Annotated in this window: 16 protein-coding genes; 9 read left to right on the forward strand and 7 right to left on the reverse strand. The window is 74.1% G+C overall.

What is annotated here, in order from left to right; translation table 11 throughout:
• Positions 1 to 283: 283 nt before the first annotated feature.
• The 3 genes from IG64_RS29010 to IG64_RS29020 all read left to right on the forward strand — a co-directional run bounded on the left by IG64_RS29010 (position 284) and on the right by IG64_RS29020 (position 3328).
• Positions 284 to 1852, forward strand: coding sequence for a DUF2252 domain-containing protein (locus IG64_RS29010; RefSeq protein WP_078884286.1), 1569 nt, complete (start codon positions 284 to 286; stop codon positions 1850 to 1852).
• 141 nt (positions 1853 to 1993) lie between these two features.
• On the forward strand, positions 1994 to 2842 hold the full coding sequence (locus IG64_RS29015; RefSeq protein WP_037861626.1) for a hypothetical protein: 849 nt from the start codon (positions 1994 to 1996) through the stop codon (positions 2840 to 2842).
• A 138-nt stretch (positions 2843 to 2980) separates the two neighbouring features.
• Entirely contained in the window at positions 2981 to 3328 is a 348-nt protein-coding gene (locus IG64_RS29020) for a rhodanese-like domain-containing protein (protein ID WP_037861547.1), read from the forward strand.
• A gap of 195 nt (positions 3329 to 3523) precedes the next feature.
• Here IG64_RS29020 and IG64_RS29025 read toward each other — a convergent pair whose 3' ends face one another.
• From IG64_RS29025 to paaA, 5 genes are read right to left on the reverse strand one after another with little or no spacing between them, the layout of a single operon-like run.
• Entirely contained in the window at positions 3524 to 4594 is a 1071-nt protein-coding gene (locus tag IG64_RS29025; protein WP_037861548.1) for a 2Fe-2S iron-sulfur cluster-binding protein, read from the reverse strand.
• Entirely contained in the window at positions 4594 to 5190 is a 597-nt protein-coding gene (gene paaD, locus IG64_RS29030) for a 1,2-phenylacetyl-CoA epoxidase subunit PaaD (RefSeq protein ID WP_037861628.1), read from the reverse strand. The genes IG64_RS29025 and paaD overlap by 1 nt, the downstream gene beginning before the upstream one ends.
• The gene (gene paaC / locus IG64_RS29035; RefSeq protein ID WP_037861549.1) at positions 5187 to 5918 is read right to left on the reverse strand and encodes a 1,2-phenylacetyl-CoA epoxidase subunit PaaC; all 732 of its coding nucleotides are present in this window, start codon (positions 5916 to 5918) and stop codon (positions 5187 to 5189) included. The genes paaD and paaC overlap by 4 nt, the downstream gene beginning before the upstream one ends.
• A complete protein-coding gene (gene paaB / locus IG64_RS29040; RefSeq protein WP_037861550.1) occupies positions 5915 to 6202 on the reverse strand; it encodes a 1,2-phenylacetyl-CoA epoxidase subunit PaaB in 288 nt (95 codons plus the stop codon). The genes paaC and paaB overlap by 4 nt, the downstream gene beginning before the upstream one ends.
• Complete coding sequence (gene paaA / locus IG64_RS29045) at positions 6199 to 7227, reverse strand: 1,2-phenylacetyl-CoA epoxidase subunit PaaA (RefSeq protein WP_037861552.1); 1029 nt, start codon at positions 7225 to 7227, stop codon at positions 6199 to 6201. The genes paaB and paaA overlap by 4 nt, the downstream gene beginning before the upstream one ends.
• Before the next feature lie 842 nt (positions 7228 to 8069).
• Here paaA and IG64_RS29055 point away from each other — a divergent pair.
• Genes IG64_RS29055 through IG64_RS29065 form a run of 3 tightly spaced genes read left to right on the forward strand, consistent with a single transcriptional unit; the run spans position 8070 to position 10731 of the window.
• Entirely contained in the window at positions 8070 to 8780 is a 711-nt protein-coding gene (locus tag IG64_RS29055; RefSeq protein ID WP_420710004.1) for a DUF5819 family protein, read from the forward strand.
• A complete protein-coding gene (locus tag IG64_RS29060) occupies positions 8777 to 9988 on the forward strand; it encodes an HTTM domain-containing protein (RefSeq protein WP_037861556.1) in 1212 nt (403 codons plus the stop codon). Before IG64_RS29055 ends, IG64_RS29060 begins: the two co-directional genes overlap by 4 nt.
• Positions 9985 to 10731 carry a TrmH family RNA methyltransferase gene (locus IG64_RS29065; protein WP_037861557.1) on the forward strand — a complete coding sequence of 249 codons (747 nt, stop codon included), beginning with the start codon at positions 9985 to 9987 and terminating at the stop codon, positions 10729 to 10731. Before IG64_RS29060 ends, IG64_RS29065 begins: the two co-directional genes overlap by 4 nt.
• A 27-nt stretch (positions 10732 to 10758) precedes the next feature.
• Here IG64_RS29065 and paaN read toward each other — a convergent pair whose 3' ends face one another.
• Complete coding sequence (paaN, locus tag IG64_RS29070; RefSeq protein ID WP_037861559.1) at positions 10759 to 12450, reverse strand: phenylacetic acid degradation protein PaaN; 1692 nt, start codon at positions 12448 to 12450, stop codon at positions 10759 to 10761.
• Positions 12451 to 12644: 194 nt separating this feature from the next.
• Between paaN and IG64_RS29075 the strand changes: the two genes are divergently transcribed.
• The 3 genes from IG64_RS29075 (at position 12645) to IG64_RS29085 (ending at position 15176) form a co-directional block, all read left to right on the forward strand.
• Positions 12645 to 14159, forward strand: a complete 1515-nt coding sequence (locus tag IG64_RS29075; protein ID WP_037861561.1) for a 3-hydroxyacyl-CoA dehydrogenase — start codon at positions 12645 to 12647, stop codon at positions 14157 to 14159.
• The gene (locus IG64_RS29080) at positions 14156 to 14746 is read left to right on the forward strand and encodes a TetR/AcrR family transcriptional regulator (RefSeq protein WP_037861563.1); all 591 of its coding nucleotides are present in this window, start codon (positions 14156 to 14158) and stop codon (positions 14744 to 14746) included. The genes IG64_RS29075 and IG64_RS29080 overlap by 4 nt, the downstream gene beginning before the upstream one ends.
• A 121-nt stretch (positions 14747 to 14867) precedes the next feature.
• A complete protein-coding gene (locus tag IG64_RS29085; protein WP_037861565.1) occupies positions 14868 to 15176 on the forward strand; it encodes a hypothetical protein in 309 nt (102 codons plus the stop codon).
• Between the two features lie 16 nt (positions 15177 to 15192).
• Here the strand turns inward: IG64_RS29085 and IG64_RS29090 are convergent, their stop codons facing one another.
• Positions 15193 to 15786: an Lrp/AsnC family transcriptional regulator gene (locus IG64_RS29090; RefSeq protein WP_234438648.1), complete on the reverse strand. Its 594-nt coding sequence runs from the start codon at positions 15784 to 15786 to the stop codon at positions 15193 to 15195.
• Between the last annotated feature and the right edge of the window lie 47 nt (positions 15787 to 15833).

Raw genomic sequence — 15833 nt, forward strand, 5'->3', positions numbered from 1 at the left:
GTGCGGTGGTGGGGCGAGGACGGTTGGGCGAGAGGGCGGCGGGGCGCGGCGGCCTGGGGCAGCGGGGGTGCGGCGGTCCGGGGCCGGTGGGGCCGGGAGGGGGCGCCGGGGGTTGGTGCGGTGGTGGGCCCGGCGGGTGCGTGGCGGTCGGGTGCGGCGGGGGCAGGTGGGGGTGCGCGGGGGCGTGCGCGGTGGGCGTGTACGGGGCGTGCGGGCCGCTGTAGCGTCGGGGCGCGCCGCGTCGGCGGCGGGGCACGAACTGGAGCGGGAGGGGCGGTTGTCGATGAGCGGGGACACCGGGGCCGGGGCTGGAACGGGGACGGGGACGGGATCGGGCGCCGGGGCGGGTTCGGGGGCGGTGCCGGACCGGAGTTCCGGCCGGGGGCCGGGCGCTCCGGGCGGGGGCCCGGGCGCGTCGGGCGGCGGAAGCGGCGCGGGCGGAAGCGGGGAGCGTGCGGCGCGGGTGCCGCTGGTGCCCGGGTTCGCACGGTGGCCCGCCGAGGGGTCGCCCAAGGCGGAGGGCAAGGCGCTGCGCAAGCGTGTCGCACGGTCCGCGCACGCCGTGTTCGAGGCGGACCCGGGCCGGCCGGACGCGGTCGCGGCCGTCGAGGAGTCCAACCACGGCCGGATACCCGACCTGATACCGATCCGGGTGGGCAGGATGGCGGCCACGCCGTTCGCCTTCCTGCGCGGGGCGGCGGGCCTGATGGCGTACGACCTCGCCCGTACCCCCGCGACCGGCGTCCTCGCCCAGATCTGCGGTGACGCCCACGCGGCCAACTTCGGTCTCTACGGCGACGCCCGCGGCGGTCTCGTCATCGACCTCAACGACTTCGACGAGACGGTGCGCGGCCCCTGGGAGTGGGACCTCAAGCGGCTCGCCGCCTCCCTGGTGCTCGCCGGCCGGGAGGCGGGCTGCGACGAGGACAGCTGCCGCGAGGCCGCCCAGGACGCGGTCGGCGCCTACCGGCGCACCATGCGGCTGCTGGCCCGGCTCCCGGTCCTGGACGCCTGGAACGCCATCGCCGACGAGGAACTCGTCTCCCACTCCGACGCCCACGACCTGCTCGGCACCCTGGAACGGGTCTCGGAGAAGGCGCGCGGCAACACCAGTGGGCGGTTCGCGGCCAAGTCGACCGAGCGGACCGCGGACGGCGGCCGGCGCTTCGTGGACGCCCCGCCGGTGCTGCGGCGGGTCCCGGACGCGGAGGCCGCGGCGGTGGCCGCCTCGCTGGAGCAGTACCTGGCCACGCTCTCCGAGGACCGTCTCCCGCTGCTGGCCCGGTACGCGGTGCACGACGTGGCGTTCCGGGTGGTCGGCACCGGCAGTGTGGGCACCCGGTCGTACGTGGTGCTGCTGCTGGACCACCGGGGTGAGCCGCTGGTGCTCCAGGTGAAGGAGGCCCGGCCGTCGGCGCTGCTGCCGCACCTGCCGGTGGTCTTTGGGGCCGGTGAGGCCGGTACGGCCGAGGTGGCCCACGAGGGCCGGCGGGTGGTGCTCGGGCAGAAGCGGATGCAGGTGGTCAGCGACATCCTGCTCGGCTGGACGACCGTCGGCGGGCGGCCCTTCCAGGTGCGGCAGTTCCGCAACCGCAAGGGCAGCGTCGATCCGGCCGCGCTGCCCGCCGACCAGATCGACGACTACGGCCGGATGACCGGTGCGCTGCTGGCCCGCGCCCACGCGCACAGCGCCGATCCGCGGCTGATCGCCGGCTACTGCGGCAAGAACCAGGAGCTGGACGAGGCGGTCGCCGCCTTCGCCGTCGCCTACGCGGACCGTACCGAGGCGGACCACGCGGACCTGGTCGCGGCGGTGCGGACGGGAAGGGTCGCGGCCGAGATGGGCGTGTAGACCGGGCCGGGGCGCAGAGCGGGATGAGGGCCTGGCCCGGGAGGAGGGAGCAGGACGGGAGGAGGACGCGGGCCGGGCGGAGGTCCGGAGGAGAGGCCTCGGTGGCGCGGGCCGCGGGTCGCCGTGGCCTACGCTGGTCGGGTGACGACCCCGGAAGCTGAGCAGGGTGGCGTTGCCGGAGCGGACCGGGCGACGTCCAAGAGTGCTGCGGCGCGGCCCGAGGAGCGGTTGGAGCGGGCCGTACGGGCCGCCGAGCAGGCGCTCATCGAGTACGAGATCGCGGTGGAGACCTTCCGGGTGGAGATCGAGAACTTCTCCCGGCTGCACCACCAGCGGCTCGGCCCGCTCTACGCCCGCCTCGAGGAACTGGAGGCCCAGATCGCCGAGGCGCGGGCCGCGCGCACCGGCGATCCCGAGGACCTGCGCACGGCGCAGGAGGCGCGGGCCCGGCTGACGCCGATCCCCGGCGTCGAGGAGCTGCTGCACGGCTGGATGGACGGGGACGGCCTGTTCCCGGAGGCCGCGGCGATGCTCACCGACCGGCCGGTGCGGCCCCCGCAGCGGGTGCGGCCCAGCGAGGAGGCCCGCGGTCTCTACCGCGAGCTGGTGCGCAAGGCCCACCCCGACCTGGCCCAGGAGGAGGGCGAGCGGCAGCGCCGGGAGGAGTTCCTCACCCGGGTCAACGCCGCCTACGCCCGTGGCGACGAGAAGGAGCTGCGCGAGCTGGCCGAGGAGTGGGCCGCCGGGCCCGCCCCCGCCGAGCAGGCACCGAGCCGCGCCGAGGAGCTGTACGCCCGTCTGGAGTGGCTCGCCCAGCGCAAGGAGATGCTCACGCTCTTCGCCAAGGAGCTGGAGGACAGCGCGATCGCGGCGATGCTCAGGATCGCTCCCGACGACCCCGACGGGCTGCTCGAGCAGATCGCCGGGCAACTGCGCGACGACGTGGCGCGACGGGAGTCGCAGCTCGCCGAAGTGCAGGGCGGCCTCTGAGGCCGCCGGGCCCTGGCCGGCGGCAGCCGAACGCGGTACCGGCCGGAAAGGCCGGAACCGGGCGGTGGGCAGGCGAACCCGGCCGCGGCTCCCCGCGCGGCGACCGCTGTGCGGGGCGCTTCGGGTAGCGTCGGACCCATGCGTTTCGGAGCTGGTGTACCCACGGTGGAGGTCACGGACCTCAAGGACGGCGACTTCCTGCTGGACGTCCGCGAGGACGACGAATGGCAGGCGGGACACGCCGAGGGGGCGCTGCACATCCCCATCAGCGACTTCGTCGCCCGCTACGGCGAGCTGACCGAGGCGGCGCCGCAGGACGGGCGGGTCCACGTGATCTGCCGTTCGGGCGGCCGCTCGGCCCAGGTCACGATGTACCTGGTCCAGCAGGGCATCGACGCGGTGAACGTCGACGGCGGCATGCAGGTCTGGGCCGCCTCGGGCCGGGCCGTGGTGACCGACGGGGGAGAGCCGGGGCACGTCCTGTGACGGCCGGGCCGCCTGCTTGGGCGCCGGGCGGCGTCCTGCGCCTGCCGGGACCTGACCCTCGGCGGCCGGGCCGCCTCCCGCGACGGCCGGACCCGTCCCCCGGTGGCCGGGCCGCGTGCTTCCGGGGTCCCTGCTCAAGGGGCCGGCCCGCCTGTTTCGCGGCTGAACGGCCCCGGCCGCCGGGGCCCGGCCCGTTCAGCGGTCGAAGTCCAGCTCCACCTGTTCCGTCGCGGGGTGCGACTGACACGCCAGGACGTACCCCGCGTCCGTCTCCTCCGGTTCCAGCGCGAAGTTGCGGTCCATGCGCACCTCGCCCGTGACCAGGAAGGCCCGGCACGTCCCGCACACGCCGCCCTTGCAGGCGTACGGCGCGTCGGGCCGGTTGCGCAGCACCGTGTCCAGCAGGCTCTCCCCCTCCCGCACCGGCCACGTCCCGCCGCGGCCGTCGAGCCGGACGGTGACCGTGCTGTGCGCGGGCGCCGTCGCGGACGGCACGGGTCCGGCGCCCGTACCGGCGTCCACGTGGAAGATCTCCTCGTGGACCCGCCCCCGGGGCACCCCCAGGGCGCGCAGCGCCCGCTCGGCCCCCTGCACCAGCCCGTACGGGCCGCACAGGAACCAGCCCCGCACGTCGGGCAGCGGCAGCAGCGCGGGCAGCAGCGCCGTGAGCCGCTCCTGGTCGAGGCGGCCGGAGGGCAGTCCCGCCTGCTGCTCCTCCCGGGAGAGGACCGTCGCCAGGTGCAGCCGCCGCGGATAGCGGTCCTTCAGGTCGGCGACCTCTTCGAGGAACATCGTCGACGCGGTCGTCCGGTCGCTGCGTATCAGGCAGAAGCTGGCGCCGGGTTCGCGGGCCAGCAGGGTGGAGGCGATGGACAGCACGGGTGTGATGCCGCTGCCGCCGACGACCGCCGCGTACAGGCCGGGCGCGGGATCCAGCGTGAACCGGCCGGCCGGGGTCATCACCTCCAGCTCGTCCCCGACGGCGATCTCCTTCAGCGCGTACGTCGAGAAGGCACCGCCCTCCACCAGCCGCACGCCGACCCGCAGGGTCCGCGGTCCCTCGCCCGCCGGGTCGGGGGCCGGTGAGCAGATCGAGTACGTCCGCCGTACGTCGAGCCCGTCGGCCGCCCGGCGCAGGGCGACATGCTGGCCCGGCGCGTGCCGGTACTCCTCGCGCAGCTCCGGCGGCACCGCGAGGGTGAGGGCGACGGAGTCGTCGGTGAGCCGGTCGACCGCTGCCACGGGCAGCCGGTGGAAGCGGGCCATCACACCTCCTTGAAGTGGTCGAACGGTTCCCGGCAGGCCAGGCAGCGGTACAGCGCCTTGCACGCGGTGGAGGAGAACCGGCTGAGCATCTCGGTGTCGGCGGATCCGCAGGAGGGACAGCGGAGCGGCTCGGGCGGCGCGGTGCCCCCGGCGGGTGTCCGGCCCGCCGGCGCGTGCTCCGCGGGGGCCGGGTCCGCTGCCGCCCCACCGGCGCGGGTGCGGGTCGGGCCGAGTTCCAGCGGGACGGATGCCGAGGGGGTGCGCACGCGCGGCGGCGCTATGCCGAACTCCCGCAGTTTGCGCCGGCCTTCGGCGGTGATGTCGTCCGTCGACCAGGCCGGGGAGAGCACCGTGCGCACGGCGACCTCCCGCATGCCGTGCTCGCGCAGCACCCGCTCGATGTCCAGGGACATGGCCTCGATCGCGGGGCAGCCGGTGTAGGTGGGGGTCAGCTCGACGTCCACCGCGTCCGTGCCGCGCAGGCGCACCGCGCGGACCACGCCCAGTTCCTCCAGGGTGAGGACGGGCAGTTCCGGGTCGGGCACCGAGCCGGCCAGGCGGAGCAGTTCGGTTTCGAGCGGGGTGGCCGTGGTCACCATGACGCCCCCGGGTGGCTGCGGTGCAGGTGCTGCATCTCGGCGAGCATCCGTCCGAACGGTTCGGTGTGCAGGCCCTGCCGGCCCGCGCCCGCCGCCCACGCCCCGGTCCGCGGGCCCTCGGGCAACGTCAGCGTGGCCCGGTCCAGTACGGCCGTCACGGATTCCAGCCAGGCGGACTCCAGGCCGGGCCAGTCGACGTCCAGGCCGGCCACCGGCTGGAACATCTCGCCGGTGAACCGCCACAGCGCGGTGAGCGCGCGGCGCATCCGCTCGTGGCTGACGTCGGTGCCGTCGCCCAGGCGCAGCGTCCACTGCTCGGCGTGGTCGCGGTGGTAGGCGACCTCCTTGACGGCCTTCCCGGCGAGCGGTGCGAACGGCCCGTCGGTCTCGGCCAGCCGGGCGTACAGCAGGTGCTGGTACGTGGAGAAGTACAGCTGGCGGACGATCGTGTGCGCGAAGTCACCGCCCGGCTGCTCGACGAGCTGGAGGTTGGTGAAGGCGCGCTCCTCGCGCAGGTAGGCCAGTTCGTCCTCGTCCCCGACCAGGGACAGCAGGACACGGGCCTGACCCAGCAGGTCGAGGGCGATGTTGGCGAGGGCGACCTCCTCCTCCAGGGCGGGCGCGTGCCCGACCCACTCCCCCAGCCGGTGGGAGAGCACCAGGGCGTCGTCGCCCAGGGCCAGGGCCGCGGTGGCGGTGGCCGTGGTGGGGGCGGTGGGCGTCACAGGTGCTTCACCCCTTCCGGGATCTCGTAGAAGGTCGGGTGCCGGTAGGGCTTGTCGGCGGACGGCTCGAAGAAGGAGTCCTTCTCGTCCGGCGAGGAGGCGGTGACCGCCGCGGACGGGACGACCCAGATCGAGACGCCCTCGCCGCGCCGCGTGTACAGGTCACGGGCGTTGCGCAGGGCCAGTTCCGCGTCCGGGGCGTGCAGGCTGCCGGCGTGGGTGTGGGACAGCCCGCGCCGGGAGCGCACGAAGACCTCCCACAGGGGCCAGTCGGTGTTCGTCATGCCTGCTCCGCTCCTGTCCTGCCGCCGTGTCCCGTCCCGCCGGCGCGCTTGGCGGCGTGGGCCGCGGCGGCCTCCCGGACCCAGGCGCCCTCGTCGTGGGCCCGGCGGCGCTGGGTGATGCGCTGTTCGTTGCACGGGCCGTTGCCCTTGAGGACGTCCCAGAACTCGGTCCAGTCGATGGTGCCGAAGTCGTGGTGACCCCGCTCCTCGTTCCACTTCAGGTCCGGGTCGGGCAGCGTGAGGCCGAGGGACTCGGCCTGGGGGACGCAGATGTCGACGAAGCGCTGGCGCAGTTCGTCGTTCGAATGGCGTTTGATCTTCCATTCCATGGACTGCGCGGAGTGCTGGGAGGCGTCGTCGGCCGGGCCGAACATCATCAGCGACGGCCACCACCAGCGGTCCACCGCGTCCTGCGCCATCGCGTGCTGCTCGGGCGTGCCCCGGCTCAGGGTGAGCAGCAGCTCGTAGCCCTGGCGCTGGTGGAAGGACTCCTCCTTGCAGATACGGACCATCGCGCGGGCGTAGGGGCCGTAGGAGCAGCGGCACAGGGGGACCTGGTTGGTGATCGCCGCGCCGTCCACCAGCCAGCCGATCGCGCCCACGTCCGCCCAGGTGAGAGTGGGGTAGTTGAAGATCGAGGAGTACTTCTGGCGGCCGCTGTGCAGCTTGTCGAGCAGTTCCTCGCGGCTGGTGCCCAGCGTCTCGGCCGCGCTGTACAGGTACAGCCCGTGTCCGGCCTCGTCCTGGACCTTGGCCAGGAGGATGGCCTTGCGGCGCAGGGAGGGCGCCCGCGTGATCCAGTTGGCCTCCGGCTGCATGCCGATGATCTCGGAATGGGCGTGCTGCGCGATCTGCCGGACCAGCGACGCACGGTAGGCGTCCGGCATCCAGTCCCTCGGCTCGATGCGCTCGTCCGCGGCCAGGGTCGCGTCGAACGCGCGCAGGCGGTCGTCGGCTCCCGCGGCGGTGCCCGGCGCATCGCCCGCCGGGGCGCCGGCCGTCTGCTGTGCGGCTGCTGTCGCCATGCGGTCCCCCTCGACCTCGGTCTGCTCCGTACTCTCCCGACCGATCGTTCGGTTCGGTGGAATTCCATGGTGCGGTCCGCCGCCGTAGGGTGTCAACCGCTGTGGACGACTGAGGGCGTGCCCTGTGGACGGAGCGGTGGACACCGGTCCGTCGGCGCCTGTTCGGGGCGGGCGGGCCAAGGGCGGCAGAGCGGTACGGAAGCGGACCGCGGCCGAGCGGGGGCGGGGCCGGGGGCTGTGCCGCGCGGGCGGCCCTGAGTACCGTTCCGTGCGGCGCCCGGGGCCGGGCGGCGCGGGCGGGGCGTACGCACCCGGCGTCCTCGGGGCGGCCGGCGCACGCACGTCCGGCACGGACCGGAATCAGGAGACGGGGCGGAATGGAAGCGTACGACGGGGATGCGAACGCCCCGGGCGGTTCTGACGGGCCGGTGACACCGGGCGGGCCCGGTCCCGCGGGTGCGACCGGCGGCGGATCCGGGGAGCCACACCCGCCGACGGAACCGGGCCGTCCGTCCGGCTCGCCGGGCCGGACCACCGCCGTGCCGGAGGGCCTGCCGGCCGCAGCGGCACCTGAAGCACCGGAAGCGCCTGGAGCACCAGCGGCACCCGGAGCGCCTGCAGCGCCTGCAGCGCCTGCAGCACCAGTGGCGCCTGGAGCACCTGCGGCACCTGGAACATCTGCAGCACCGCCGGCACCGCCCGTCCCCACCCGGTCGGGGCCGCCGGGCCCGTCGGGCGCCCCGGACGCCTCCAGCGGGTCCGGCTCGTCCCGCCCCTCCCCGGCCGGTCCCTCCCTGCCCTCCCCCTCCGCCCCCTCCCTGTCTTCTCCCTCTGCTTCCTCCGTGCCGGGTGGCGGCGCAGGCCGGGACGCGGGAGCCGGGGACGGGACCGGGGCCGTCCGCGCCGGGATCGACATCGCCGGGCTGTCTCCGCGCTACGGGGCCGCCGCCCTCCTGGCGCTCGCCGTCGTGGCGGTGGTCGCCTGCGTGCACGTCGGAATGGTGTTCCTGCACGTCGCTCCGTCGAACACCCTGACGAAACAGCACGGCAAGGCCATCGACGAATGGATCTACCCGGAGTTCGAGCAGAACTGGAAGCTGTTCGCGCCCAACCCGCTGCAGCAGAACATCGCCGTGCAGGTGCGGGCCGAGACCCGCGGGCAGGACGGCAGCGGCCGTACCACCGGCTGGTACGACCTGTCGGCGCAGGACGGCCGGGCCATCGACGGCAACCTGCTGCCCAGCCACACGGACCAGAACGAGCTGCGCCGCGGCTTCGACTTCTACGTCTCCTCGCACGACCAGAAGAACCGCCCGCTGGGGCTGCGCGGCACGCTGTCGCAGCAGTACCTGCGCCGCATCGTCGTCCTGCGCCTGGACCGCGGACAGGTGGCCGGCCCGGGCGCCGTCGTCGAACGCGTCCAGGTGCGCGTGCGCACCGCCGCCGTCCCGCCGCCCGCGTGGAGCGGGGAGAAGGTGTCGACCGCGGCCTCGTACCGCACGCTGCCCTGGTGGTCCGTCCCGGCCGGTGAGGCCGCGGGAGGTGTCGGGTGAACAGCCTCACGCTCACGGCCTCCCGGGGGATCACCCGGGTCACCGAAGCGGCTCTGGGCCCCTGGCAGGCGGCCGTGACACGCATCGGCTTCTCCGCGACCTGGCTGCTGTTCCTGCTGCGCGAGCTGCCGCACCGCCAGGAGATGTACGGTCCCGACGGGCCGTGGAGCTGGGACCTCGCGCGGCGGCTGACCGACGACAACGGCGCCTTCACGGTGCTGATGTGGTTCCGGGGCCGGTTCTGGTTCGAGACCGTCTATCTGCTGGCGGTGCTCGCCGGCCTGCTGCTGATGCTGGGCTGGCGCACCCGCACGATGTCCGTGCTGTTCATGCTCGGTGTGCTCTCGCTGCAGAACCGCAGCATCTTCATGGGCGACGGCGGGGACAACGTCCTGCACCTGATGGCGGTGTACCTGGTCTTCACCCGCTGCGGGCAGGTGTGGTCGCTGGACGCGTGGCGTGCCGCACGGGCCCGGGCGGCACGCGCGCGCGGGGAGCGGCTGCCCGACCGGGCCGGCCCCGCCCTGTGGTGCGTGCTCGGTGCGGCGCTGATCGCGGTCACCGCGGCGGGCCGCGTTCAAGGTGAGTGGCTGATACCCGCGCTCCTGTGGTGCGTGTGGGCGGCCCAGGGGGTGTACTGGCTGGTCGGGCGGCGTGCGCGGTCGGCCGAGCCGCGCCTGCTGCTCGACGTCGTCGGCAACATCGTGCACAACGCGGCCCTGTTCGTGATCATGGCCGAGGCGTGTCTGATCTACGCGACGGCCGGCTGGTACAAGATCCAGGGGTCGCGCTGGCAGGACGGCACCGCCGTGTACTACCCGCTCCACCTGGACTACTTCTCGCCCTGGCCGGCGCTGGCCGATCTGCTGTCCTCCAGCGGGACGCTGATGATGCTCGTCACCTACGGGACGGTGATCGTGCAGGTCGCCTTCCCGTTCACGCTGTTCAACCGGCGGGTGAAGAACGTCCTGCTCGTGGCCATGATGACCGAGCACGCGGTGATCGCCGTCGTCCTCGGGCTGCCGTTCTTCTCGCTGGCGATGATCGCGGCGGACGCGGTGTTCCTGCCGACGCCGTTCCTGCGCAGGCTGGGCGATGCGGCGGCACGCGCGTGGGCGCGGCTGCCGCGGCGCGCGGGCCGCCCGGTGCCCGGGCAGCCGCACTCACCGGAGGAGAGCGAGCCCGCCCGCGTAGGCTTCCCCGCATGAACGACCCCGTGGGCACCTGGCACCGGCTCGCCGGCGGTGCCGTCCTGCTCGACGGCTTCCACGCCCTCAAGCACGCGCTCCGCTTCGGCGCCGAGGTGCCGGTGGCGGTGGCCGCCGACCGGGAGGCGGCACTCGCCCTCGCCGACGAGCTGGCACCCGACGTACGGGACGCCCTGGACGGCCTGCTGACGGAGGTGCCGCGGCAGACGTACGCGTCGCTCGTGCCGCGCCCGCATCCCACGGCCGTCGCCGCGCTGGCCGTACGGCCCGCTCGGGAGGCCGGACTGCGGGCGCTGGCGCACACGCCCCGCAGCGCGCCCGTCGTCGTGCTGGACCAGCCGCGCAACCTGGGCAACGCCGGCGCGGTGATCCGGCTGGCGGCCGGTTTCGGCGCGACCGGCGTGGTCACCACGGGCACCCTCGACCCGTGGCACCCGACCGTGGTGCGGGGCGGGGCGGGGCTGCACTTCGCGACGGTCGTGGAGCGGCTGACCGTGCAGACGCTGCCGCCCGGCCCGCTGTTCGCGCTCGACCCGGAGGGCGAGGACATCCGCGGGCTGGAACTGCCCGACGACGCCGTCCTCGCCTTCGGCTCCGAGCGCAGCGGGCTGACCGCCGAGCTGCGCGAGCGCACCGACCACCTGGTGGCCCTGCCGATGCGCCCCCAGGTCTCCAGCTACAACCTCGCCACCAGCGTGGCGATGACGCTGTACCACTGGAGCGCGGGCGCGCCCGCGTGCTGAGGGGCCGGTGCCCGGCCCCTGGAGGGCTCAGGCCTGGCGGCGGACCTCCACCACCCTGAAGCGGTTCGCCACGAACGCGCCGTCGGTGAGGGCGGCGTTGGCCGCAGGGTTGCCGCCCGAGCCGTGGAAGTCGGAGAAGGCGGCCGTCTGGTTGACGTACACCCCGCCGGTGAGGTTCAGCGAGAGCTGGGCGGCCTCCTCCAGGCAGACCTCCCGCACCGCCTGCTCGACCTCCTCGTCCGTCGTGTAGGCGCCCACCGTCATGGCGCCCTTCTCGCGGACCGTGCGCCGCAGCAGTTCCACCGCGTCGGCGGCCGAGTCGACGGCGACCGCGAAGGAGACCGGTCCGAAGCACTCGCTCAGGTAGGCGGCCTCGGCGTCCGGCTTGCTGCCGTCCAGCTTCACGATCACGGGGGTGCGGACCACCGCGTCCGGGAAGTCGGGATGGGTGACCTCGCGGGAGGCGAGGGCGACCTCGCCGAGGGCCGCGGCGGCCTCCAGGCGGGCCTTGACGTCCGGGTTGACGATCGCGCCGAGCAGCGCGTTGGCGCGGGCGTCGTCGCCGAGCAGGGCGTCGACCGCCTTCGCGAGGTCGGCGGCCACCTCGTCGTAGGACCTGGGGCCCTCGTCGGTGCGGATGCCGGTGCGGGGGATCAGCAGGTTCTGCGGGGTGGTGCACATCTGGCCGCTGTACAGGGACAGCGAGAAGGCCAGGTTGGCGAGCATCCCCTTGTAGTCGTCCGTCGACTCCACGAGCACGGTGTTGACGCCGGCCTTCTCCGTGTACACCTGGGCCTGGCGGGCGTTGGCCTCCAGCCAGTCGCCGAAGGCCGTGGAGCCGGTGTAGTCGATGATGCGGATCTCGGGGCGGGTGGCCAGTGTCCTGGCGATGCCCTCGCCGGGGCGCTCGGCGGCCAGGGCCACCAGGTTGGCGTCGAATCCGGCCTCGGCGAGCACCTCGCGGGCGGTCTTCACCGTGAGGGCGAGCGGCAGCACCGCGCGCGGGTGCGGCTTGACCAGGACCGCGTTGCCGGTGGCCAGGGAGGCGAACAGGCCCGGATAGCCGTTCCACGTCGGGAAGGTGTTGCAGCCGATGACCAGGGCGATGCCCCGGGGGACCGGGGTGAACGCCTTGGTGAGGGCGAGCGGGTCGCGCTTGCCCTGCGGCTTGGTCCACTCGGCGGTGTCCGGGGTGCGCACCTGCTCCGCGTACGCGTACGCCACCGCTTCCAGGCCGCGGTCCTGGGCGTGCGGGCCGCCCGCCTGGAACGCCATCAGGAAGGCCTGGCCGGAGGTGTGCATCACGGTGTGCGCGAACTCGTGGGTCCGGTCGGAGATCCGCTTGAGGATCTCCAGGCAGACCGCCGCCCGGGCCTCGGCGCCCGCGTCGCGCCAGGCCCGCTGCCCGGCCCTCATGGCGGGCAGCAGGACGTCGATGTCGGCGTGCGGGTAGCTCACGCCCAGGTCGATGCCGTAGGGCGAGACCTCGCCGCCCACCCAGTCGTCGGTGCCGGGCTGGCCGAGGTCGAGGCGGGTGCCCAGCAGGGCGTCGAAGGCGGCCTTGCCCGCGGCGGCGTCCAGGCTGCCGTGCTCGCCGTAGGCCTTGGGGTGCTCGGGGTGGGGCGACCAGTACGCGCGCGTGCGGATCGCCTCCAGCGCCTGGTCGAGAGTGGGCCGGTGGCGGGCGATCAGCTCGTGCGTCGTCGGTTCGGCGGCCATGCGGGACCAACTCCTTGTCTCGAGAGCTCCTCGTCGAGCTCATGACCTGGCGGAAACATGGGCAGGGACAGCCGGTCAGAGTTAGAGTAACCGAACGATCGGTCGGGACAAGGGGGTCCGCCGTATCTGTGGAGAAGTCGGGCCAGGGGGGTCCGCCGCGCCTGTGGAAAACGCCGTGCGGGAGGATCGCGCACATGACAGCACTGGACCTCAGCAGCCCCGTGGCCGTCGTCGGCACCGGCACCATGGGCCAGGGCATCGCCCAGGTCGCGCTGGTCGCGGGTCACGCCGTACGCCTGTACGACGCCGTGCCCGGGCGGGCCGCCCTGGCGGCCGCCGCGATCGGCGCCCGGCTCGACCGGCTCGTCGAGAAGGACCGCCTCACCGGGGCCGTTCGGGACGCGGCCCGCGCCCGCCTGACGCCTGCCGAAAGCCTCGCCGAGCTGGCCGACTGCGCCCTGGTCGTCGAGGCCGTGCTCGAACAGCTGGACGCCAAGCAGGAGCTGCTGAAGGACCTGGAGGGCATCGTCACCGACGACTGCCTGCTCGCCACCAACACCTCCTCCCTGTCGGTCACCGCGATCGGCGGCGCGCTGCGCAACCCCGGCCGCTTCGTCGGACTGCACTTCTTCAACCCGGCGCCGCTGATGCCGCTGGTGGAGGTCGTCTCCGGGTTCGCCACCGACGTCACGTCCGCCACGCGCGCGTACGAGACGGCCCGTGCCTGGGGCAAGACCCCGGTCGCCTGCGCCGACACCCCCGGCTTCATCGTCAACCGCATCGCCCGCCCCTTCTACGCGGAGGCGTTCGCCGTCCACGAGGGCCAGGGGGCCGATCCGGCCACCATCGACGCGGTGCTGCGCGAGTCCGGCGGCTTCAGGATGGGCGCCTTCGAGCTGACCGACCTCATCGGCCAGGACGTCAACGAGTCCGTGACGCACTCCGTGTGGCGCTCCTTCTTCCAGGACGTGCGCTTCACGCCCTCGCTCGCCCAGCGGCGCCTGGTGGAGTCGGGCCGGCTCGGCCGCAAGAGCGGCCGCGGCTGGTACGACTACGCCGACGGCGCCGAGCGCCCCGAGCCGCACACCGCCGAGCCCGCCCAGCCGCCCGCCCACGTCGTCGCCGAGGGCGACCTGGGCCCGGCGGCGGAGCTGCTCACCCTCATCCGCGAGGCGGGCATCCCCGTCCGCGAGGAGGACGAGGACCACGGCACCCGCCTGGTGCTGCCGAGCGGCGGCCAGCTGGTCCTCGCCGACGGGCAGACCTCGGTGGAGTTCCGGGACGTCGTCTACTTCGACCTGGCGCTCGACTACCGCCGCGCCAGCCGCATCGCCCTGTCCGCCTCCCAGGACACCGCCCCGCAGACCCTCGCGGAGGCCACCGGCCTCTTCCAGGCGCTCGGCAAGGACGTCAGCCTCATCGGCGACGTGCCCGGCATGATCGTCGCCCGCACGGTCGCCAGGATCATCGACCTGGCGCACGACGCCGTGGCCAAGGGCGTCGCCACCGAGGAGGACATCGACACCGCGATGCGCCTGGGCGTCAACTACCCCCTGGGCCCCTTCGAGTGGAGCCGCCGGCTCGGCCGCACCTGGGCCTACGGCCTCCTGGACGACCTGCACCTGCGCGACCCGTCCGGACGCTACGCCCCCTCGCTCGCGCTGTACCGCCACGCGTACGCCACCGACAAGCGGGAGTCCGCCTCATGACCACCGCCCGACGCGACACGTACACGCCGCAGACGCTGCTCTCGGTGGCCGTGCGGGTCTTCAACGAGCGCGGCTACGACGGCACCTCCATGGAGCACCTGTCCAAGGCGGCCGGCATCTCCAAGTCGTCGATCTACCACCACGTCGCCGGCAAGGAGGAGCTGCTGCGCCGTGCGGTCACCCGGGCGCTCGACGGCCTCTTCGAGATCCTCGACGAGGAGCACGCGCGCGCGGGAAGTGCCGCCGCCCGCCTGGAGTACGTCGTGCGGCGCATGGTCGAGGTGCTCATCGCCGAACTCCCGTACGTGACCCTGCTGCTGCGGGTGCGGGGCAACACCGAGACCGAGCGCTGGGCGCTGGAACGGCGCCGCGAGTTCGACCACCGGGTGGCCGCGCTGCTGAAGGCGGCGGCGGCCGAGGGCGACGTGCGCGGTGACGTGGAGGTACGGCTCGCGACGCGGCTGGTCTTCGGGATGATCAACTCGATCGTGGAGTGGTACCGGCCCGACGTGCGGGGGGCCGGCGAGCGCGAAGTGGGCGACGCGGTCGTCCGGCTGGTCTTCGGCGGGCTGCGGCAGTCCGGCTGACCCCTGGGGGATGAGTACGGGGCGGGGCGCGCCGGGGTGAGTACGGGGGCGGGTGAGGTGCCGGGAGGGATGAGTACGGCGTCCGATGTCCCGGCCGGCCGTCCGGTGATGGGCTGGGCGCATGCTTCGCAACCGACCGCGGCCGGGGGCCGCTCACCCCACCTGGTGGAAGGCGCCGTTCGCGGCCACCGTGATCGGCCTGCCGTTCCTCGTGTGGGAGTACCACTGGTTCGCCGCCGGTGACGGCGTCGGCTCCTTCGGCGGCATCCTCTACTGGGCGAGCGGCCTGCTGGCCCTCGCCTGGGTGCTGCCGCACCGCCGGTCCGTGCGGACCGCGCGGGTGCTGACCGCCGGCGCCGGACTGGGCTGCGCGCTGCTGCCGGGGATGATGGCCGTGCTGCTGGTCTGGGCGGCGGTCGCCTCCTCCTGACGTGCCGTGCGCACCGTCACCCCTGCGGTTCGAGGTCCTCCTCCTCGAACACCAGCAGGGTGCGGGTGCTGAGCACCTCCGGGATCGCCTGGAGCCGGGTCAGCACCACCTCGCGCAGCGCCCGGTTGTCCGGGGTGTGCACCAGGAGCAGGACGTCGTAGTCTCCCCCGACCAGGGCGATGTGGGAGGCGCCCGGCAGCCGGCGCAGCTGGTCGCGCACGGTGCGCCAGGAGTTCTGCACGATCTTCAGCGTGATGTACGCGGACGTGCTCTGCCCCGCGCGCTCGTGGTCGACCCGGGCGCCGAAACCGCGGATGACGCCGTCCTCGACGAGGCGGTTGATACGGGCGTAGGCGTTGGCGCGCGAGACGTGGACCCGTTCGGCGACCGACCGTACCGAGGCGCGGCCGTCCGCCTGGAGCATCCGCAGGATGTCCTGGTCGATGGCGTCCAGCGGGCGCGGCGGCGGGGCGGTGCCGGCCGCGTCCTCCGGACGCTCGGCGCTCTCCGCCCTGCGTTCGGTCTCGGCCCCGCGTTCCGCGTTCTCCGTCCTGCGCTCGCCGTTCTCCGTCCCTCGCCCGGCGTTCTCGGCCATTCGTTCAGACGGCATGTCCCCCCGCCTCTCCACCATGGACGTACTGCATCCATACCAGGCTG

Origin of the sequence: Streptomyces sp. NRRL S-340, from assembly GCF_000720185.1 — a bacterium.
Lineage (GTDB): Bacteria > Actinomycetota > Actinomycetes > Streptomycetales > Streptomycetaceae > Streptomyces.

What these genes read in the sequence shown, in the direction of transcription:
- IG64_RS29065 (WP_037861557.1), top strand. Translation starts at nt 9,985, where the DNA reads ATGAACGACCCCGTGGGCACCTGGCACCGGCTCGCCGGCGGTGCCGTC.
- IG64_RS29085 (WP_037861565.1), top strand. Translation starts at nt 14,868, where the DNA reads ATGCTTCGCAACCGACCGCGGCCGGGGGCCGCTCACCCCACCTGGTGG.
- paaN (WP_037861559.1), bottom strand. Translation starts at nt 12,450, where the DNA reads ATGGCCGCCGAACCGACGACGCACGAGCTGATCGCCCGCCACCGGCCC.
- IG64_RS29025 (WP_037861548.1), bottom strand. Translation starts at nt 4,594, where the DNA reads ATGGCCCGCTTCCACCGGCTGCCCGTGGCAGCGGTCGACCGGCTCACC.
- IG64_RS29075 (WP_037861561.1), top strand. Translation starts at nt 12,645, where the DNA reads ATGACAGCACTGGACCTCAGCAGCCCCGTGGCCGTCGTCGGCACCGGC.
- IG64_RS29010 (WP_078884286.1), top strand. Translation starts at nt 284, where the DNA reads ATGAGCGGGGACACCGGGGCCGGGGCTGGAACGGGGACGGGGACGGGA.
- paaB (WP_037861550.1), bottom strand. Translation starts at nt 6,202, where the DNA reads ATGACGAACACCGACTGGCCCCTGTGGGAGGTCTTCGTGCGCTCCCGG.
- IG64_RS29020 (WP_037861547.1), top strand. Translation starts at nt 2,981, where the DNA reads ATGCGTTTCGGAGCTGGTGTACCCACGGTGGAGGTCACGGACCTCAAG.
- IG64_RS29080 (WP_037861563.1), top strand. Translation starts at nt 14,156, where the DNA reads ATGACCACCGCCCGACGCGACACGTACACGCCGCAGACGCTGCTCTCG.
- IG64_RS29090 (WP_234438648.1), bottom strand. Translation starts at nt 15,786, where the DNA reads ATGCCGTCTGAACGAATGGCCGAGAACGCCGGGCGAGGGACGGAGAAC.
- paaA (WP_037861552.1), bottom strand. Translation starts at nt 7,227, where the DNA reads ATGGCGACAGCAGCCGCACAGCAGACGGCCGGCGCCCCGGCGGGCGAT.